This is a genomic window from Rhodanobacter lycopersici (assembly GCF_040812335.1).
Classification (GTDB): Bacteria; Pseudomonadota; Gammaproteobacteria; order Xanthomonadales; family Rhodanobacteraceae; genus Rhodanobacter_A; species Rhodanobacter_A lycopersici.
Window position 1 is genome coordinate 480673 of sequence record NZ_JBFOHK010000002.1, and the last position, 17535, is coordinate 498207.

Below are 17535 nucleotides of genomic sequence, written 5' to 3' on the forward strand. Positions count from 1 at the left end.
TGTGCCGGAATGGCTAGTCGGCAATTCGTGGTTACTCCGTTTCCCGTGGGAAACGCTGGTTCTCATCGCTGGCAGCGTTGGCACCAGAACGTCGAGCGTTGCCCCAGCGTCACTTGCCGGATCGGCGTGCCACATACCTTGCACAGCTCGCCCGCGCGCCCGTAGACCATCAGTTCGCGGAAGAAATAGCCGGGTGCGCCATCGGGGTTGAGGAAATCGCGCAAGGTGGTGCCGCCGCGTTCGATGGCCCAGGCCAGGATACGTTTCACCTCGGCGGCCAGCCGGGCGTAGCGTGCACGCGACACGCTGCCGGCTTCGCGGCGCGGGTCGATGCCGGCAGCGAACAGCGCCTCGCTGGCGTAGATGTTGCCCACGCCCACCACGATGGCGTTGTCCATCAGGAACAGTTTCACGGCCGCGCTGCGGCCACGCGAGAGATGCCACAGCAGGTCGCCATCGAAGGCGTCGGTGAGCGGTTCGGGGCCGAGCTTGGCGAGCAGTTCGTGGGTGGTGCCGGGTGGTTGCCAGAGCAGGCAGCCGAAACGGCGCGGATCGGTGAAGCGCAGCACGCGCGGGCCTTCGTGCGTGCCGCGCGCAAGCGCGATGTCCACATGGTCGTGCGGGCCGACGGGTGTATCGGGCGGCAGCACGCGCAGCATGCCGCTCATGCCAAGGTGCAGCAGCGCGCTGCCGACTTGCGTGTGCAGCAGCAGGTATTTCGCGCGGCGCTCCACGGCTTCGATGCGCTGGCCGGGCAGCAGCGCGGAAACCTCGCGGGGAATCGGCCAGCGCAGGTCGGCGCGACGCAGCGTCACCGCCGTCACGCGCCGGCCGGCCAGGTGCGGCTCGATGCCGCGGCGGGTGGTTTCGACTTCGGGCAGCTCGGGCATCAGTGTGTTCCGGACAGCTCGATGCGTTCCTGTTGCGGTGCCTGCGGCATGTAGCGCAGCGAGACCAGTGCGACATGCTGGCCGACCTGCACGTAGCATTGCGGACCGGTGGCCGACATGGCGCCAAAGGCGAGACGCCGGCCATCGAGGCTAAGCACGGCATGCGGCGGCGCGAGGCCGATCTTCGCGGCATCGAAATCGGTCGTGGCGCGCCATTGCAGCACGGGAGCGGCGGCGGCCGCGGTCAGGGTGTCGAGATAACGATCGTCCGCGCGCTTGCCATCGTCACGCCACCAGTGGTTGGCGCGTTTCGTATAGTGCGTGGCGGGCGCGTCGCCCAGTCGCAGCGTCACCCGGGTGATCGTTGCCGGGTCGAGCGCGAGCAGGCTGCCCGGCGCGTCATGCTTATCGTGCCGCCACTGCCACAGCGCCAGCGCGAGCAGGGCGGCGACGCCCAGCAGCAGGGACAGCCGGCTGCGCGCGGCCCGCTTCATGCGCGGCGCCGGCGCCAGGCGATCAGGCCGCCGATCGCGAGCAGCAGCAGCGGCAGCAGCACCATGAAGCCGATGCTGGCGATGTCGAGTTCGGTCTGGCCGATGCGCAACACGCGGTCGGGCACGCCCTGGCGGGGCACGTCGATCAGGGCGTCGTCGCCGAGCAGCCAGTTGAAGATGCGTTCGCCCAGCGCGCGGTTGCCGCCTTCGCCGAGGTAGGCGTTGGAGAGGAAATCGCCGTCGCCGACCACCACCACGCGCTGCTCGCGCTTGCCCGGGCTGGGCGAGAGCCGGCTCAGCGAGAAGCCAAAGTCCAGCGGTCCCTTCAGCTCGCCGGCCGCGGCGTCGTAGCGGATCGCCGAGGGATGCGCGTTGTCGATCGGATGGAACTCGGTCCAGCTCTGCACGCTGGAGCGCAGCAGCGGCGTGGCTGTCCAGCCGCCCGCGCCGGTGCGTGCCAGCGCGGCCACCTGCGGGAAGCGCGTGGCGAGCTGGAAGCCGCGGGTGATCGGGTTGGGCGGGTACATGCCCACCGCCAGCAGGCGCGGGTCATCGAGGCCCAGCGCGGCGCCGCTGCCGTCCACCAGCACGCCCGGCAGCACCTGGACGCCCAGCGCAGCGGCCAGCGGGGTGAGGCCGAGGTCGCCGTTCGCCGGATCACGCAGCCACAGCAGGTTGCCGCCGTCCTGCACATAGGCGACCAGCGCCTGCACCGCCCCCGCGGACAAAGCCACGGTGGGGCTGGCCAGCACCACCAGGTCGGTGCCCTGCGGCACGGCGGCCGCCTGCGCGAAACTCAGCGGCACCGCGCGCAGGCCGCTCTGCGCCAGCTGGTCCATCAGCCCGCCCATGTCGGCGTTGCCCTGGCCGCCCGGCAGGCGCTCGCCGTCGCCGGTGACGAAGGCGACGATGCGGTCGTTGCCGCGGATCAACCGCTCCAGCGCATTCGTCACGCTGCGCTCGGAGAGCTCCGTGAGCCGCTGCTCGTGGCCGTGGTAACGCAGGATCATCTCGCCGTCCACGGCGATGCCCAGCTCGCGCATCTTCGCCGGATCCTGCTGCGGATCGACGAAGCGCAGGCCGAGGTCGGGCCTGGCCTGCCGGTAGCGCTGCAGGAAGCCGCCGATCTCGGCGCGCAGGTCGCCCTGCGGGCTCGCGTAGCTGACGATCTCGACCGGACCGTCCAGTTTCGCCAGCACGGCGCGGCTTTGCGGCGACAGGCTCACGCGGCCGTTCGCGGTCCAGTCGGCCACGTGCGTGTAGCGCGTGCTGAAAAATCCGAGCGCGCCTGCGCCGGCCAGCAATAGCAGGGCAAACAGCCAGCCGTCCAGATGTCTGGAAAGTTTCATGTCAGCCGCGCTCCCTGTCGGCAGCGAGGCGGCGCGTGGCCAGCGCGAGGCATACCATGATCAGCAGCACGAACCACAGGATGTCGGCGGTGGAGACCAGTCCGCGCAGCAGGTTCTGCTCGTGCGTGCTCATCGCCAGCCAGTTGATGGCGCCGTCGTTGAGGCCGGCCATCTGCGCGCCGAGGTTCACTGTCCACAGCGCCAGGCCCAGCAGCAGCGCCACCACGGCGGCGATCGCCGGATGCGCGGTGAAGGCGGAGGCCGCGACGGTCAGCGCGGCGAGTGCGGCCAGCATCAGGGCGATGCCCAGCGTGGCAGCGGCCAGCTTGCCCCAGTCCGGCGTGGTGGCGTGCGCCAGCGCCAGCGGCATCGCCAGGGTCAGCAGCAGCCACGCCAGCAACCACAGCAACATGGCGAAGTACTTGCCCAGCACGATGCGCGAGGCAGGCATGCCCGCGGCGAACAGCAGCGGCAGCGTGCCGTTGCGGCGCTCGCCGGCCAGCGTGGACATGGCCAGCAGCGGCACCACCAGGAAGGCCAGTTGGGCGAGCTGGCCCAGCAGAGGTACGGCCACCAGGTCCACGTAGCCGGGGCCGTCCGGCTGGGCGGCGCGCTGGATCTCGCCAACCAGGAAATCGCCCAGCAGTCGGGTGAAGCACCAGCCCAGCCAGGCCAGGCTCAGTGCCAGCAGCACCCAGGCCAGCGGCTGCACGCACAGGCGGCGCGTTTCAAGGCGAAGCATCGCGAGGAGGGTCATGCGGCGCGCGCCGCCGGGGTGGCGCCTTGCATGGCGATCTCGAAGAAGCGGTGTTCCAGTGCGGCGTGGTCGTCGGCGCGCACCGGGCCGTCATGATGCAGGCGTCCATCGTGCAGGATCGCCACGCGATCGCATACCGCGGTGACTTCGACCAGCACATGGGTGGACAGGATCACCGCGGTGCCCGCCTTGGCCAGTTCGCGGACCAGCTTGCGCAGCGCGCCGACCTGGACCGGGTCGAGCGCATTGGCCGGCTCGTCCAGCACCAGCAGGGTGGGGTGGTGCAGCAACGCGCAGGCCAGGCCGAGGCGCTGGCGCTGGCCCTGCGACAACATGCCCGCCAGCCGCCGTGCCAGCGGTTGCAGTTCCAGCCGTGCCAGCACCGCTTCGCGCGCAGCGCGCAGCGCGGTGCCGCCCAGGCCGCGCAGGCGGCCGTGGGCGTCCAGGTGTTCGGCTACGCTGAGCTCCGGCCACACCGGCGCGCGTTCGGGCAGCCAGCCGATCAGGCGGCGCGCCAGTTCGGGCTGTTCCAGGAAATCCTCGCCGTTCAGGCGGATGGCGCCGCGGTCCGGCCGCAGCGCCCCGGCGATCATCGACAGCGTGGTGGACTTGCCTGCGCCGTTGACGCCGAGCAGGCCCAGTATCTGGCCGGGCGCGAGTTCCAGGCTCAGGTCCTGCACGGCCACGCGCCCGGCACGGTGGCGGGTGACGTGATCGAGTTGCAGCATGGGCGATACAGCGGAATTGACGGAGGCCATTGCGCGATTGTCGATGCGACCCCATCTTCACACAACCGGTCGCGGTCACGGATCGACTTAACGAAAGCACAAGCCAGTGCGCTCTAACATGCTGGCGGGTATGGAAAACCCCTTCTAGACTGCCATCACTTTCACCCGAGTCCTCTCCTGATGTTCGATACCGTGCTGAACTTCCTGTCCAGCGGCCTCACTCACGCCGGCTGGGTGGGCATGCTGGTCTACCTGCTGGTGGTGACCCAGCTCACCATCTTCACGGTGACGCTGTACCTGCACCGCAGCCAGACCCATCGCGGCGTGGATTTCCATCCGGCGCTGGCGCACTTCTTCCGTTTCTGGGGCTGGCTCAGCACCGGCATGGTCACCCGCGAGTGGGTGGCGGTGCATCGCAAGCACCACGCCAAGGTCGAGACCGAGGAAGATCCGCACAGCCCGGTGATCTACGGCATCAAGAAGGTGTTCTGGGATGGCGTTTCGCTGTACCGCGAAGCCTGCCATTCCAAGGAAGACATGCAGCAGTACGGTCGCGGCACGCCGGACGACTGGGTCGAGCACAAGGTCTACGGCGCGCATCCCTACTGGGGTCCCGCGTTGATGGCGATCATCGACCTCGCGCTGTTCGGCGTGATCGGCGGCGCGATCTGGGCCGTGCAGATGATCTGGATCCCGTTCTGGGCCGCCGGCTTCGTCAACGGCGTCGGCCACTGGGCCGGCTACCGCAACTTCGAAAGCGCCGACACCTCGCGCAACCTGATTCCGTGGGGTTTCTGGATCGGCGGCGAAGAGCTGCACAACAACCACCACGCCTTCCCCAGCTCGGCCAAGTTCGCGCTGCGCAAGTGGGAGTTCGACATCGGCTGGGCGGCGATCTGCGGCCTGCGCGCCGTGGGCCTGGCCAAGGTGCTGCGCGTGGCGCCCACGCTGGACGTGCGCCCCAACGTGCCGCTGCCCGACGCCGAGACGCTGAAGGCCGTGCTCACCCATCGCTTCCAGGCGATGACCGACTACTACCGCAACGTGATCGTGCCCACCCTGCGCGACGAGGCGCAGCACGCCGGCGAGAGCATCAAGTCGGTGCCGCGCCGCCTGCGCCGCGCGCTGGCCGACGGCGGCCGCTGGTTGGACACGGACAACAGCAGCAAGCTGCAGGCCGTGCTGGCCAAGCGTCCGAACCTGCGCACCGTGTGCGATTTCCGCAGCCGCCTCGCTGCCCTGATGGAGCAGCGCGGCGCCGACCAGGCGCTGAAGGGGCTGCAGCAGTGGATCGTCGAGGCCGAGCAGAGCGGCATCCGCGCGCTGCAGGACTTCGCGGCCAGGCTCAAGGGCTACGCGGTTACTGCCTGATCGCAGTCACATGCCGCACAAGAAAGGCCCGCCGTCACGGCGGGCCTTTCTGTTTGGTCCGATGCGGGGGCGCCAGGCTCTCAGAGCCGGTCGAGCCCCTTGCCCAGCCAGCGGTCGATCAGCCGCTTTTCGTAGCGCAGGCTGTCGTTGCCCGACGTGGCGCTGTCGTCGGTGAGGAAGCCCGGATCGCGCAGCTTGCGCGTGCCCTCGCGGACCACCTTGCCGTTGGCGTCGAGCAGGCGGAAGCGCAGGTCGATGCGTGGTGGATAGATGTCCTTGATGATGCGCACTTCCTGCATCGGGCCCCTGCGCCATGGCTCGAAATTGCCGGCGCGGTCGATGTCGGTCACCACGATGTCGAGATGCTCGTCCGGCGGCAGCATCCTGCCGGCGCGATCCTCGATGTAGGTCTTGAGCGTCTTCAGGTAGCTCTTGTCGTCGCGGATGGGCGCCAGCGCACGGATCTTGCGGGTCTCGGTGAATTGCTCCGGATGGTCGTAGCTGACCGTGACGTTCGCGGGATTCGTCGCGGTCGCAGCCATCGCGGGCGCCCCGAGCAGCGCCATTGCGGCAAGCAGGACATGCAGGGCGGTCCGGCACTTCATGACGGCTTCCTCCGGTGTAGGGCATGTTGCCCTGATACCCAACGATAACGCCGTAGCGCCATGGCGGTGCACTGATCGCGCATCGAATCAGCTACGTGCGAGACCCTGCGCGCCGGTAGGCGGATGGCCTGTTGGAGGCGAGGGGCGCCTTGCCGTGCATGGGCTTGCCTTCACTCGACCAGATCGTCGAAGGCTTCGACGGATTCGCGCTGCGCACCGGTGCCGGGACAATGCCGGTCAGTCGATGAAACGCCATGCCTGCTCCGGCTCGGGCAGACGGCATTGCGCGCGCCGGCCGAACAGGCGGTAGCGATGGCGGGCGATCCAGCGGTAGGCGGGGTCGCGCAAACGGTGCGGAACCACTTGCAGCATCGCGCCAGCCGCGCGCCATGATCCGCCCAGCTGGCCCAGCACCCGGACGATGGCATCCGTGTCGCGGTAACCGTGCCCCTGCTCGACCAGCAGGAACGACACCGGATCGTCCGGTGACAGGCCGTGGGCCATGAGCAGGGTGCGTCCTTGTTGCCCCTGCATCGCCGCCAGCCTGAAGCGGCCGGCATGATCGTGACGCAGGATGAAATCCACCCAGCGGCTGCAGAGCAGGCAGACGCCGTCAAAGACGATGACGGGATGCCCGGGCTCAGGCGACATGGGCGATCTCCAGCCAGCCGTGGTAGGCGACCAGTTGGCCAATCCATGGCAGGCGCGTGTCGATGTCGAAGGTGTAACGCCCGTCGCGCACGCCGCTGCGCGACAGCACCGTGCCGCAGAGCGCGCGCGGCAACGGCACGCCGAGCAGGCGTAAGCCTTGCAGTTGCCATTCGATCGCGTCGTCGTCGCGGTGCAGGGCGAAGTGCAGGGTGACAGGGCCGAGCCGTTCATGCAGCTGGCCGTCGTGGCCGGCGCGCAGCGTCGAGTGCATGTGGCCGCGGCGGAAGTGTCGATTCCAGCGTTCGTGTGTCGGGTGTCGTTCGATGGTGACCGTGATCGCCTGTGCGCTGCCAGGTTCGGGCAGGGTCAGCAGCCGGCGCAGCAGGCGGGCGGACAGGTGCGTTTCGCCGGCCACATCGGCTTTGCCGCTGGCTTGGATGATGGTGCCTTCGGCGTGCATGCGTTGCACGGCGGGTGCCAGCTGTAGCCAGTCGGCAGCGGGGAGCAGGGTGGCGAACAGGGGTGGCGTGGCCGGCATGGGGCCATCTTGGTGGGATGGTGGGGGAGGGGCAAGAAAAAACCCGCCTCGCGGCGGGTTTTTGCGTATTTCACTGGATCCCTGCTTGCGCAGGGATGACGCAGCGGCAAAGGCGTTCGCGCAATGCGCGAACGCGCCGCTGCGTCACTTGATCTTGCCTTCCTTGTAGATCACGTGCTTGCGCACGACCGGATCGTACTTCTTGAACTCGAACTTTTCCGGCGTGTTCTTCTTGTTCTTCTGCGTGGTGTAGAAGTGGCCGGTACCGGCCGAAGAAATCAGGCGGATCTTGTCGTTTGCACCTTTGGCCATGACTGTTCTCCTTAGACCTTCTCACCGCGGGCACGCAGCTCGGCGATCACGGCCTCGATGCCCTTCTTGTCGATGGTGCGCAGCGCGTGGTTGGAGACGCGCAGCTTGACCCAGCGGTTTTCGCTGGCGACCCAGAAGCGACGCTCGTGCAGGTTCGGCAACCAGCGGCGACGGGTCTTGTTGTTGGCGTGCGAGACGTTGTTGCCGGTCTGCACACCCTTTCCGGTGACTTGGCAAATGCGGGCCATGATGAGCTCCGTAGTGATCTGTTGACCGCCCGTTGGCCAGGGCGATGGCGGCCCAGCGGCGCTGCGCGCCACGCGATGCTGGAGGGTGTTGCGCTTGTGCCGCCGCAAGGTCCGCATCGCGTGGCGGACACCCCGAATGGCTCGGGTCGGCAGTGACAAGCCGCGCATTATCCCGCAGAAACAGGGCTGTGCGCAATCTGCCGGGCCGGACCCTGCCGCGGCGCGTATGCACGGGGCAGGCAGGTATGAAACAATCGGCCTCTTTTGACGCCAGACCTATAGAGGGATTCCCATGGCAGAAGTCATCGCCAACGGCCAGACCAGCGCGCAGGGCAACCAGCCGCAGCTGGTGCTGCAGAAGATCTACGTGAAGGATGTCTCCTTCGAGGTGCCGGGCGCACCGCAGATCTTCCAGGAGTTCACCGGCGAGAGCGACCAGGCCGCGCCGCAGGTGCAGCTGAACCTGGGCCACAAGGCCATGGACCTGGGCAACGACCTGTATGAAGTGGTGCTCAGCGTCACCCTGACCTGCACGCTGGGCGAGCGCACCGCGTACCTCGCCGAAGTGGAGCAGGCGGGCCTGTTCGGCATCGCCGGCTTCAGCGACGAGGAGCGCGCCGGGGTGATCGGCAGCTACTGCCCGAACCTGCTGTTCCCGTATGCGCGGCAGGTGATCTCCTCGATGGTGCTGGAAGGTGGCTTCCCGCCGTTCCTGCTGCAGCCGATCAACTTCGACGCCCTCTATGCCGAGCAGATGCGCCGCATGGCCGGCGGCGGGGACGCGCCGGTACAGCTCAACAGCTAAGAGCCTGTTCATGGTCTCCAAGTACCTCGCGCTGCCATCGAATGGCCGTCAGGTGGTAGTGCGTGGCGCAGTGCCTGACTGGCCGTCAGGTCAAGCCGCGCGCTGCCGCATGGCGGCCATTCGATGGCAACCCTGCGGGCCGGGTCTGTTTGCCCACATGCCTGCGTCATCACTCAGTCGTGGACGGACGTCCACTCCTTCGTTCTTCCTTGGCACGCGCGCAAACAGCTCCCGGCGCGAGGTACTTGGAGACCATGAGCAGGCTCTGACCGCCGCATGACGCAGCATCCGACCCTGGCGGTACTCGGTGCCGGCTCCTGGGGCACGGCACTGGCCGCCCTGACGGCGCGCAACGGCGTGCCGACCCGGCTGTGGGGCCGCGATCCGGACGCGCTGGCGGTGCTGGCCGCGGCGCGTTGCAACCAGCGCTACCTGCCGGGCATCGAGTTGCCGGCGGCGCTGGGCTGCGAACCGGACCTGGCCACCGCGGTGCGCGGCGCCGGCATCGTGCTGCTGGTGGTGCCCAGTCACGCGTTCGCCGCGATGCTGGAGGATGTCGCGCCGCTGCTCGATGACGGCACGGCGATCGCCTGGGCCACCAAGGGCTTCGAGCCGGGCACCGGCCGTTTCCTGCACGAGCTGGTGGCGCGTCGGCTGCCGGGCCGACCGGCGGCGGTGGTCACCGGGCCGTCGTTCGCCAGGGAAGTGGCGGCCGGTCTGCCCAGCGCGGTGACCGTGCATTCCGAGGATGCCGCCTACGCGCAGTGCCTTGCCGGCCTGCTGCATGCGCCGAACCTGCGTGCGTATTCCGGTGGCGACGTGCTGGGCGCGGAGCTGGGCGGCGCGATGAAGAACGTGCTGGCGGTGGCCACCGGCATCGCCGATGGCATGAGCCTTGGCCTCAACGCCCGCGCCGGCCTGATCACCCGCGGCATGAACGAGATGCTGCGTCTCGGCGTGGCGCTGGGGGCGCGGCCGGAGACCCTGATCGGCCTGTCCGGTCTGGGCGACCTGGTGCTCACCTGCACCGGCGACCTCTCGCGCAACCGCCGGCTTGGCCTGGCGCTCGGCAAGGGCATCGCCATCGACGAGGCGGTGCGGCAGATCGGCCAGGTGGTGGAGAGCGTGCTCACCGCCGACGAGGTGGCGCGGCTGGCCGACAAGCACGCGCTGGACTTGCCGATCAGCGCCGGCGTGCGCGCCGTGCTGCACGGCGAAGTCACCCCTGCCGAGGGCTTGAAGATGCTGATGGCGCGCGAGCAGAAGCCCGAATACCCGCACGGCCTGTTCGGCAACGCCTGAGCGATAACCGCCGTAGGAGCGGCTTCAGTCGCGATCAGGTGTTGCAGATCGCGGCTGAAGCCGCTCCTACGCACACGATCCGCCTGCTAAGCTCGGCGTTTTGGTCGTCGCCACGGGGCGCATGCGCATGCAGCAGCCGGACGGGAAACAGCACGCCACGCCGGCCGGCGGCCGCGACGAACGCCTGCCGTCCGCATGGCAGCGCATGCTGGAAGCGCCCAGGGCCGCCGGCGGCGACGAGGCCGGCGTGCTGGGCTTCTTCCTGGAGGTAGTGCCGGAAGAGGGCGCCGCCTGGGCGCATCTGGAAGTGGCGCCGCTGCTGCTGGCGATGGCCGAGCACGGCCGTTACGCCCGCCCCGTGCCGCTGGACAGCCGGCTGCTGGTGCAGACGCCGCTGCCGCCGCACGAACAGCGGCTGGCCGCCACCGTGCTCGGCCTGCCGCAGAGCCTGCGCAAGAGCCGCAGCTATGCGCGCCTCGGCGGCCACGTCGGCGGCAGCCTGCTGATCGAGCTGCTGGATACCGCGCCGTGTTTCCTGGGCGGCCTCGCCGGCTTGCGGCTGTCGCGCGGCAAGGCGCATCCACTCAACTGGCATTGGCAGCTCGAACCGGACGGCAGCCAGCGCCTGCTGCCCCTGCTGCCGCACAGCCAGCGCCTGCTGCGCATCGACGGGCTGTGGTACCTCGACGCCGAGCACGCCACGCTCGGCCATCTGGAAGCCGCGCCCGAGGAAACGGCCTGGCTCGAACTGCCGCCGCTGAAGCACGAATACGGCCGCCTCCTCGCCGAAACGCTGCCGGTAAGCCGGCTGGCCGCGCGCATCCCGCCGCCGCAGGTGTTCGCCGAACTGCAGCGCGCCGAGCTGGCGCCCAAGCCGGTGCTGACCCTGCACGCGCTGACCCGCCACGCGCGCCTCGCCGCCGGCACGCCGCCGCTGGCCTGGGCGCGGCTCTCCTTCGACTACGCGGGCGAACGCCTGCCCGGTCGCGGCGGCGAGCCGCTGGTGCGCCGCGTGCGCAACGGCCAACTGGTGGAAATCGCGCGCCGCCGCGCCGAAGAACTCGCCACCATGGAGCAGCTCGAACGCACGGGTCTCACGCCAGCCGTGGATACCGAGGGCCTGCCCTGGGACATGGCCGACACCCTGCCCGACGATGCTTGGCTGTTCCCCGGCACCGGTCATGCCGGGGCGCTGGAGGTGAACACGCCCGCGCGCTGGCTGGCGCTGCGGCCGAAGCTCGAAGCCGAGGGCTTCACGCTGGAATACGCGCCCAGCTTCCCGTTCGAGGTGCTGGAAGGCCCCGTGCGCTGGTACGGCCAGGCCGCCGAGGATGCCGACGACCACGCCTTCGACCTGGAGATCGGCATCGAGCTGGAAGGCAAGCGCCACAACCTGCTGCCCGCGGTGGCGCAGGCGCTGGCCGAGCACCAGTTGAACCTCAGCCCCGCGCCCAACGAGCCCGAGGACGCGGTGTGGTACGCGCCGGTCGACGAGCGCCGTCGCGTGCCGGTGCGTCTGAAGGTATTGCGCGGCTTGTTGGCGCCGCTCGCCGAATACCTGGAGAAGCCGCGCAAGAAGCTCCACCTGCCGCGCGTCCAGGCGGGACGGCTGGAAGAACTGGTCGAGGCGCTGCCGGGCGACGGTGCGCTGGAGGCGCCGGAAGCGCTGCGCGGATTCACCGCGCGCCTGCGCGATGCCGCAGAGCGCGCCAGCGACGCGGTTCCCGCAGGCCTCACGGTGGAATTGCGCCCCTACCAGCGCGAAGGCCTGCGCTGGCTCAACGCGCTGGCAGAAGCAGGCGTGGGCGGCGTGCTCGCCGACGACATGGGCCTGGGCAAGACGCTGCAGCTGATCACCCACCTGCTGGCGCTGAAGGAACGCGGCGCGCTCAACCAGCCCGCGCTGGTGGTGGTGCCGACCAGCCTGATTCCGAACTGGCAGGCCGAGATCGCGCGCTTCGCGCCGGCGCTCAAGGTGCTCACCCTGCACGGTCCGCAGCGCGCCGATGCCTTCGCCCAGCTCGGTGCGCAGGACATCGTGCTCACCAGCTATGCGCTGCTGCCGCGCGACGTGATCGCGCTCCGCAAGCACCAGTTCGCGCTCACCGTGCTGGACGAGGCACAGCAGGTGAAGAACCCGCGCACCCAGGCGCGCCGCGCCCTGCTCAGCCTGCGCACGCGCCGCCACGTCTGCCTCACCGGCACGCCGCTGGAGAATCACTTGGGCGAACTGTGGTCGCAGGTGGACCTGGCCGTGCCCGGCCTGCTCGGCGACGAGAACGCGTTCCGCCGCTACTACCGCATCCCGATCGAGCGGCAGCGCGACGAGGAATGCCAGGCCCGCCTGAACCGCCGGCTCGCGCCCTTCATCCTCCGCCGCACCAAGCCGCAGGTGGCCGCCGAGCTGCCGCCGAAGACCGAGATCACCCGCCGGGTGGTGCTGGAAGGCCGCCAGCGCGAGCTGTACGAAGGCCTGCGCCTCTCGCTGGCCGACGAGCTGCGCGAGGTGATCGCCCAGCGCGGCATCCAGCACTCCGGCATCGTGGTGCTGGACGCGCTGCTCAAGCTGCGCCAGGTCTGCTGCGACCCGCGCCTGGTGAAGCTGGAGGCTGCACGCGGCGTGCACGGCTCGGCCAAGTTCGAGCTGCTGATGGACATGCTGCCGCCGCTATTGGACGAGGGCCGCAAGGTGCTGCTGTTCTCGCAGTTCACCGGCATGCTCAAGCTGATCGCCCACGAGCTGGACCGCCGCCGCATCCCCTACGTCACCCTCACCGGCGAAACGCGCGACCGCGCCACGCCGGTGCAGCAGTTCCAGCAGGGCGAGGTGCCGCTGTTCCTGCTCTCGCTGAAGGCCGGCGGCGTGGGCCTCAACCTCACCGCCGCCGACACCGTGATCCACTACGACCCGTGGTGGAACCCCGCCGCCGAGGCGCAGGCCAGCGACCGCGCCCACCGCATCGGCCAGGACAAGCCGGTGTTCGTGTTCCGCCTGATCACCGCCGGCACGGTGGAGGAGCGCATCGAAGAACTGAAGGCACGCAAGGCCGAACTCGCCGAGGCCGTGCTCGAGGGCGGCGGCAGCCGCGAGAAACTCAGCTTCGACCAGGACGACCTGGACGCGCTGCTGGCGCCGGGCTAGCGCCAGGTTGCCGTCAGCTGGACAGGTAGTTCCGGATGCGTGGGTCGTTCAGCATCACCATGACGCCCTCGGCGATGCAGCCATCGAGGTCCTGCGCGAGCACGCCGCTGCCGTGGTGCACGGTTTCTCTGACGGTCTCGCCGTCACCCAGGGTCACCTCAAACTCGATCGTGCTCTTGTAATAGAACGCGATGTATTTGCTGACCAGCGAATCCACCTTGATGGACAGTGTCTTTGGCGCTCCGGAAGCGGCCTTGCCGTTCTTGCCGATTTCCTCGCGGGTCTGCCGCGTCATCACCTCGGTGATGTCTTTCAGGCTCGAGGCAAGCGAAATGTCCGCATAGGAGGACACGATCACGGGCTGTGTATCCGTCTGGGCGTTGTTGACCGTGACGGCACCTGTCGCGGGAAATGGCGAGATCAATCCCGTGCGCAGTGGATATTCCTGCGGCTTGAATGGATGGGTGCCGCAGGCCGACAGGCCGGCAAGGCAAAGCAGTGCCACTGCGAAGTGACGCATCATCTTCCGTTCCCCTGATGGACGCCGACGGCGTGTGGCGCCGGATTATCCGTAGCGGTCAGATTGCTGTCGAGGCAATGTGCCGGGCTGTTCAGCTCCTCGCCGCCACTTCGTCGATGCGCCTGAGCATGTCCGCCGGATCCTCGTACACGCGGAATGCGCCGGAGCGGGCAAGCTCTTCCTCGCCGTAACCGCCGGAGAGCAGGCCGATGCCCAGTGCGCGGGCACGCTGGGCGGCGAGCATGTCCCACACGCTGTCGCCCACCACCATGGCCTGGTGGATGTCCACGCCCAGCTGCTCGGCGGCAGCGAGGAAGAGATCGGGGTCGGGCTTGGCGTGGCGAACCTGGTCGCGCGTCACCACCGGCACCTTGGCCGGATCGACGCCCAGCGCCTCGAGGTTGTGGATCGCGGTGCGCAGCTGGCCGCTGGTGGCGATCGCCCAGGGGATCTCCTCGGCGGTGAGGTAGGCCAGCAGTTCGCGCGCACCGGGCAGCGGTTTCACCGCGCCCTGCGCGTGCTGCCGGTTGAACGCGGCGGCATGGGCGTCGTACAGCCGGGTGCGGCGTTCTTCGCTGATCGCCTGCCCGGTCTCGCGCAGCAGCATGCGGGTGAACAGGCCGCCGCTCATGCCGATGCGGCGGTGGATGCGCCACACGGAGAGATCGATGCCCTCACTGTCCAGCGCCTCCTTCCACGCCAGGACGTGCTGGTAGACGCTGTCGACGAGGGTGCCGTCGAGGTCGAACAGGAAGGCGGTGTCGCGGCGAGTCATGGCGGATCCGTGGCTAACGCAGAGCGGAAAAGCGGTTTTTTGAAGAGTGCGGCCAAGGATGGCCGTCCGTTTGATTTTGCGACCATCATCCTTGGCGGCCTCCCTTCGGGTCATCGCTGACGCGATGTCAAAAATCGCTCCGGGCGATTTTTTCGCGATCAGGGATGATCGCAAAGATCAAGCAAGGCTGTGGCCGGCGGCGCGCAAGGCGATCGCCGCCGCGCCGAGCAGGCCCGGCTCGGGATGCACGATGGCCAGCGTGGGCACGCGCTCCATCGTCTCGCGGAAGCGGCCCTTGGCCTCGAAGCGTTCGCGGAAGCCGCCGCGGTGCAGCCACGGCAGAAGGAAGGGCAGCACGCCGCCGGTGAGGTAGACGCCGTCCCAGCCGCCCAGGCTCAGCACCAGGTCGCCGGCCACGCTGCCGAAGATGCCGGCCAGCGTCTCCACCGTGCGCACGCACAGAGGGTCGCTGCCGTCCTCGGCGTGCGCGGTGATGTCCTCGGGCGTGTACTCCTCGGCCGGCTGGCCGGCGATGTCGGCTAGCGCGAGGTAGAGGTTCACCAGGCCGTTGCCACAGATCATGCGTTCGTTGGAGACGCGGCCGAAGCGCGCGTTGAGCCGGTGCAGGATCTCCACGTCCTCGGCGGTGTGCGCGGCGAAGCCGGCGTGGCCGCCTTCGCTCTCCAGCACGATCCACTGTCCGTCGCGCCACAGCAGGCCGGCCACGCCGAGGCCGGTGCCCGGGCCCATCACCACAAAGGTCTGCGGCTGCGGCAGCCCCAGCGCCGGCGCCCCCAGCGGTCCTACCGGCGCCAGCGCATCGGTGGCCAGCAACGGCACCGCCATGCTCTGTGCGGCGAAGTCGTTGACCAGTCGCACCGACTCCATGCCCAGCTCGGCCTGCAGCGCGTGCGCCACGATTGCCCAGGGATTGTTGGTGACCTTCACCGTTTCGCCGCCGGCGATGCGGCCTGCCGCGGCGATCACCGCCTGAGCAGCGGTACGGCCGGTGTCGGCGAAGTACTGCCGCGCGGCGTCGGCCAGCGACGCGAAATCCTTGACCCGGTAGCGCCGCACGCTGTCCATGACGAGCGGCGTGGCAGGGGCGTCGCCGGCCAGTGCGAAGCGCACGTTGGTACCGCCCAGGTCGGCGAGCAGGGTGGAGGGGTTTCCGTGGGACATCGGGGGAACAGCCTGTGTGGCGGTGCACAAAGGGTAAGCGTGCCTTGTCAGGCCGGTGCACGTCCACTGTATGCATACGTATGGTGCGTGGATGACCGCTCAGGCGCACCCGTCCGGGCTGATGTCAGCCTGTTCCCGGGGGCGAGATGTCAGCCTGTTCCCGGGGGCGATGCGCCCGCCGCGGGCGGATTCTGGGCCGCCAGCGCGGTCAGCAGCATCTGGCCGTCCGGGCTGCCCAGTCCGGTGCAGGCATCCCAGCCCTGGCCTGCGGCATAGGTGCCGTTGTTGCCCTGGGTGATGTCGTGGAAGGCCGTTTCGCCGATCTGGTACAGCGCGGCATGCACGTCGCCCACGGCGCGACCCAGCGACTGGTTGCAGCGCGCCAGCAAGGCGGCCCACAGCGGCGCCACCGCGCTGGTGCCGCCGATCACCTCGTCCTGGCCGTCCACGCGTACCTGGTAGCCGGTGAGCGGATCGGCATCGCCCGCCACGTCGGGCACACCGCGGCCCACGTAGCCGTTCGGCGCCTTCGGCACGTTGCTGCCCTGCTGCCAAGCGGGCAGCGCGTAGTCCACGCTGACGCCGCCGCCGGTGGCGCCTTCGTTGCCGGCGGTCTCGTTCCACACCACCTCGCTGGTGATCGCGCTGGCGCTGGTGGTCAGCGTGGTGCCGCCGCAGGCCAGTGAATACGGACTGGAGGCGGGGAAGTCCACGTGCGGCTGGCCGTCGCTTTCGCCGTCGCTGGAGCCACTGTCGCCCGCGGCGACGGTCATCGAGACGCCCAGTGCGGCGGCATCCTCCAGCGCGCTCTGCATCGCGGCGAGCGAGGACGCGCTCCAGCTGTCCTCGGGGCCACCCCAGCTGATCGAGATCACCGAGGGCTTGTTTTGCGTGTCGTGCGCGGCCTGCGAGATCGCCTCGTAGAAACCCTGGTCGGTGTTCGGCGCGAAGTACACCGCGATCGCCGTACCCGGTGCCAGCGCGCCCACCATCTCGATGTCCAGCATCACCTCGGCGTCGGCGTCGTCACCGGGGCTGTTCTTGCCGCCGGCCACCGACACCGCGGTCACCGTGGGCGGAGTGGTGATGCCCAGCGCGGTGAAGTACGTGGTGAGGTCGGACTGGTCGAAGCCACCGCCCAGCTCGATCAGCGCCACGCACTGGCCGCTGCCGTCGGTATTCGCGGGGAAGTTGTAGAGCTGCCCCACCTGGGGCGGCGTGTAGGTCTGGCTCGGCGTTGCCAGCGCCTTGCGGAAGTGCGGCTTCGCCACCGGGCGGCGATCCAGTCCCAGCACGGCGAGCACCGACGGCGCGATGTCGGCCGGCAACGCGGGAGCATGCTCGCAACCCACCACGTAACGGCGCAGGCCGGGTAGCCGGTAGCGTCCCAGTTGCACGCCGAATGCGCGCTGCAGCGCGTCCACCGAGCCCCTGAGATGCAGCACGCGCCGGTGCGGCTCGCAGCCGGTTTCCGTAAGGCCGTGCAGGCCGGCGTAATGGCGCAGGCGCTCGATGTCGGCCGGGTCGGCGCCGCAATGCGCACCGAATTCGCCACGCGGCCAGCGCGGGGGGTGCGGCCACGCCGCCGGCACAGGTTGCTGGCCCATGCGCCGCAGCACCACGGTGATCCCGATCGGCCTGCGGCTGGTGTGCGGGCCGAGGTAGCGCGCCCCGGCAGGAAGGGGATGACCGGCATGGATGACGCGATCCGCAAGAGTATTCATGTCGATGCCTCTAGAGCCTCGTGGGGGTGAGGGCGAGCCTGCACTGAACCATGTGTGCATGGCGTGCGTTTGGCGTTGACGCTTCGTATGGCGCGGCTGCGGCAAACCGTCCCCCTCGGCCGTGCCTGGCGGCATGCGGCGC

At 69.3% G+C, this 17535-nt stretch carries 18 protein-coding genes; 4 read left to right on the top strand and 14 right to left on the bottom strand.

The genetic code is table 11. The features are described from left to right. Positions 1–62: 62 nt before the first annotated feature. From mutM to ABQJ54_RS09055, 5 genes are read right to left on the bottom strand one after another with little or no spacing between them, the layout of a single operon-like run. Positions 63–890, bottom strand: coding sequence for a bifunctional DNA-formamidopyrimidine glycosylase/DNA-(apurinic or apyrimidinic site) lyase (gene mutM / locus ABQJ54_RS09035; protein WP_367853966.1), 828 nt, complete (start codon positions 888–890; stop codon positions 63–65). After that, a complete protein-coding gene (locus ABQJ54_RS09040) occupies positions 890–1384 on the bottom strand; it encodes a hypothetical protein (RefSeq protein WP_367853967.1) in 495 nt (164 codons plus the stop codon). Before ABQJ54_RS09040 ends, mutM begins: the two co-directional genes overlap by 1 nt. After that, a complete protein-coding gene (locus ABQJ54_RS09045; protein WP_367853968.1) occupies positions 1381–2733 on the bottom strand; it encodes a GldG family protein in 1353 nt (450 codons plus the stop codon). The genes ABQJ54_RS09040 and ABQJ54_RS09045 overlap by 4 nt, the downstream gene beginning before the upstream one ends. 1 nt (position 2734) lies before the next feature. Beyond that, positions 2735–3490 (bottom strand): ABC transporter permease, encoded by a 756-nt coding sequence (locus ABQJ54_RS09050; RefSeq protein WP_367853969.1) that lies wholly within the window; start codon positions 3488–3490, stop codon positions 2735–2737. Then, positions 3487–4218 carry an ABC transporter ATP-binding protein gene (locus ABQJ54_RS09055; RefSeq protein WP_367853970.1) on the bottom strand — a complete coding sequence of 244 codons (732 nt, stop codon included), beginning with the start codon at positions 4216–4218 and terminating at the stop codon, positions 3487–3489. The genes ABQJ54_RS09050 and ABQJ54_RS09055 overlap by 4 nt, the downstream gene beginning before the upstream one ends. 180 nt (positions 4219–4398) lie before the next feature. Between ABQJ54_RS09055 and ABQJ54_RS09060 the strand changes: the two genes are divergently transcribed. After that, the gene (locus ABQJ54_RS09060; protein WP_367853971.1) at positions 4399–5589 is read left to right on the top strand and encodes a DesA family fatty acid desaturase; all 1191 of its coding nucleotides are present in this window, start codon (positions 4399–4401) and stop codon (positions 5587–5589) included. A gap of 80 nt (positions 5590–5669) precedes the next feature. Here the strand turns inward: ABQJ54_RS09060 and ABQJ54_RS09065 are convergent, their stop codons facing one another. The 5 genes from ABQJ54_RS09065 to rpmB all read right to left on the bottom strand — a co-directional run bounded on the left by ABQJ54_RS09065 (position 5670) and on the right by rpmB (position 7943). Then, positions 5670–6194, bottom strand: coding sequence for a DUF3016 domain-containing protein (locus ABQJ54_RS09065; RefSeq protein ID WP_367853972.1), 525 nt, complete (start codon positions 6192–6194; stop codon positions 5670–5672). A 237-nt stretch (positions 6195–6431) separates the two neighbouring features. Beyond that, the gene (locus ABQJ54_RS09070; protein ID WP_367853973.1) at positions 6432–6845 is read right to left on the bottom strand and encodes a thiol-disulfide oxidoreductase DCC family protein; all 414 of its coding nucleotides are present in this window, start codon (positions 6843–6845) and stop codon (positions 6432–6434) included. After that, the gene (locus ABQJ54_RS09075; RefSeq protein ID WP_367853974.1) at positions 6835–7383 is read right to left on the bottom strand and encodes a DUF4166 domain-containing protein; all 549 of its coding nucleotides are present in this window, start codon (positions 7381–7383) and stop codon (positions 6835–6837) included. Before ABQJ54_RS09075 ends, ABQJ54_RS09070 begins: the two co-directional genes overlap by 11 nt. 144 nt (positions 7384–7527) lie before the next feature. Then, positions 7528–7695 carry a 50S ribosomal protein L33 gene (rpmG, locus tag ABQJ54_RS09080; RefSeq protein ID WP_181303365.1) on the bottom strand — a complete coding sequence of 56 codons (168 nt, stop codon included), beginning with the start codon at positions 7693–7695 and terminating at the stop codon, positions 7528–7530. A gap of 11 nt (positions 7696–7706) precedes the next feature. Continuing rightward, the gene (rpmB, locus tag ABQJ54_RS09085; protein ID WP_367843115.1) at positions 7707–7943 is read right to left on the bottom strand and encodes a 50S ribosomal protein L28; all 237 of its coding nucleotides are present in this window, start codon (positions 7941–7943) and stop codon (positions 7707–7709) included. A 292-nt stretch (positions 7944–8235) separates the two neighbouring features. On the opposite strand from rpmB, the gene secB reads away from it, so the two are divergent. From secB to ABQJ54_RS09100, 3 genes are all read left to right on the top strand, one after another. Then, complete coding sequence (secB, locus tag ABQJ54_RS09090) at positions 8236–8748, top strand: protein-export chaperone SecB (RefSeq protein ID WP_367853975.1); 513 nt, start codon at positions 8236–8238, stop codon at positions 8746–8748. A 276-nt stretch (positions 8749–9024) separates the two neighbouring features. Continuing rightward, complete coding sequence (locus ABQJ54_RS09095) at positions 9025–10050, top strand: NAD(P)H-dependent glycerol-3-phosphate dehydrogenase (RefSeq protein WP_367853976.1); 1026 nt, start codon at positions 9025–9027, stop codon at positions 10048–10050. A gap of 127 nt (positions 10051–10177) precedes the next feature. Further along, a complete protein-coding gene (locus ABQJ54_RS09100; RefSeq protein ID WP_367853977.1) occupies positions 10178–13192 on the top strand; it encodes a DEAD/DEAH box helicase in 3015 nt (1004 codons plus the stop codon). Positions 13193–13205: 13 nt separating this feature from the next. Here ABQJ54_RS09100 and ABQJ54_RS09105 read toward each other — a convergent pair whose 3' ends face one another. The 4 genes from ABQJ54_RS09105 to ABQJ54_RS09120 all read right to left on the bottom strand — a co-directional run bounded on the left by ABQJ54_RS09105 (position 13206) and on the right by ABQJ54_RS09120 (position 17393). Further along, positions 13206–13715, bottom strand: coding sequence for a hypothetical protein (locus ABQJ54_RS09105; protein WP_367853978.1), 510 nt, complete (start codon positions 13713–13715; stop codon positions 13206–13208). 88 nt (positions 13716–13803) lie between these two features. Continuing rightward, positions 13804–14487: an HAD family hydrolase gene (locus ABQJ54_RS09110; RefSeq protein ID WP_367853979.1), complete on the bottom strand. Its 684-nt coding sequence runs from the start codon at positions 14485–14487 to the stop codon at positions 13804–13806. Between the two features lie 177 nt (positions 14488–14664). Next, positions 14665–15669, bottom strand: coding sequence for a glucokinase (gene glk, locus ABQJ54_RS09115; protein ID WP_367853980.1), 1005 nt, complete (start codon positions 15667–15669; stop codon positions 14665–14667). Positions 15670–15818: 149 nt separating this feature from the next. Next, the gene (locus ABQJ54_RS09120; protein ID WP_367853981.1) at positions 15819–17393 is read right to left on the bottom strand and encodes a S53 family peptidase; all 1575 of its coding nucleotides are present in this window, start codon (positions 17391–17393) and stop codon (positions 15819–15821) included. Positions 17394–17535 lie beyond the last annotated feature (142 nt).

What these genes read in the sequence shown, in the direction of transcription:
- mutM (WP_367853966.1), bottom strand. Translation starts at nt 890, where the DNA reads ATGCCCGAGCTGCCCGAAGTCGAAACCACCCGCCGCGGCATCGAGCCG.
- ABQJ54_RS09040 (WP_367853967.1), bottom strand. Translation starts at nt 1,384, where the DNA reads ATGAAGCGGGCCGCGCGCAGCCGGCTGTCCCTGCTGCTGGGCGTCGCC.
- ABQJ54_RS09045 (WP_367853968.1), bottom strand. Translation starts at nt 2,733, where the DNA reads ATGAAACTTTCCAGACATCTGGACGGCTGGCTGTTTGCCCTGCTATTG.
- ABQJ54_RS09050 (WP_367853969.1), bottom strand. Translation starts at nt 3,490, where the DNA reads ATGACCCTCCTCGCGATGCTTCGCCTTGAAACGCGCCGCCTGTGCGTG.
- ABQJ54_RS09055 (WP_367853970.1), bottom strand. Translation starts at nt 4,218, where the DNA reads ATGCTGCAACTCGATCACGTCACCCGCCACCGTGCCGGGCGCGTGGCC.
- ABQJ54_RS09060 (WP_367853971.1), top strand. Translation starts at nt 4,399, where the DNA reads ATGTTCGATACCGTGCTGAACTTCCTGTCCAGCGGCCTCACTCACGCC.
- ABQJ54_RS09065 (WP_367853972.1), bottom strand. Translation starts at nt 6,194, where the DNA reads ATGAAGTGCCGGACCGCCCTGCATGTCCTGCTTGCCGCAATGGCGCTG.
- ABQJ54_RS09070 (WP_367853973.1), bottom strand. Translation starts at nt 6,845, where the DNA reads ATGTCGCCTGAGCCCGGGCATCCCGTCATCGTCTTTGACGGCGTCTGC.
- ABQJ54_RS09075 (WP_367853974.1), bottom strand. Translation starts at nt 7,383, where the DNA reads ATGCCGGCCACGCCACCCCTGTTCGCCACCCTGCTCCCCGCTGCCGAC.
- rpmG (WP_181303365.1), bottom strand. Translation starts at nt 7,695, where the DNA reads ATGGCCAAAGGTGCAAACGACAAGATCCGCCTGATTTCTTCGGCCGGT.
- rpmB (WP_367843115.1), bottom strand. Translation starts at nt 7,943, where the DNA reads ATGGCCCGCATTTGCCAAGTCACCGGAAAGGGTGTGCAGACCGGCAAC.
- secB (WP_367853975.1), top strand. Translation starts at nt 8,236, where the DNA reads ATGGCAGAAGTCATCGCCAACGGCCAGACCAGCGCGCAGGGCAACCAG.
- ABQJ54_RS09095 (WP_367853976.1), top strand. Translation starts at nt 9,025, where the DNA reads ATGACGCAGCATCCGACCCTGGCGGTACTCGGTGCCGGCTCCTGGGGC.
- ABQJ54_RS09100 (WP_367853977.1), top strand. Translation starts at nt 10,178, where the DNA reads ATGCAGCAGCCGGACGGGAAACAGCACGCCACGCCGGCCGGCGGCCGC.
- ABQJ54_RS09105 (WP_367853978.1), bottom strand. Translation starts at nt 13,715, where the DNA reads ATGATGCGTCACTTCGCAGTGGCACTGCTTTGCCTTGCCGGCCTGTCG.
- ABQJ54_RS09110 (WP_367853979.1), bottom strand. Translation starts at nt 14,487, where the DNA reads ATGACTCGCCGCGACACCGCCTTCCTGTTCGACCTCGACGGCACCCTC.
- glk (WP_367853980.1), bottom strand. Translation starts at nt 15,669, where the DNA reads ATGTCCCACGGAAACCCCTCCACCCTGCTCGCCGACCTGGGCGGTACC.
- ABQJ54_RS09120 (WP_367853981.1), bottom strand. Translation starts at nt 17,393, where the DNA reads ATGAATACTCTTGCGGATCGCGTCATCCATGCCGGTCATCCCCTTCCT.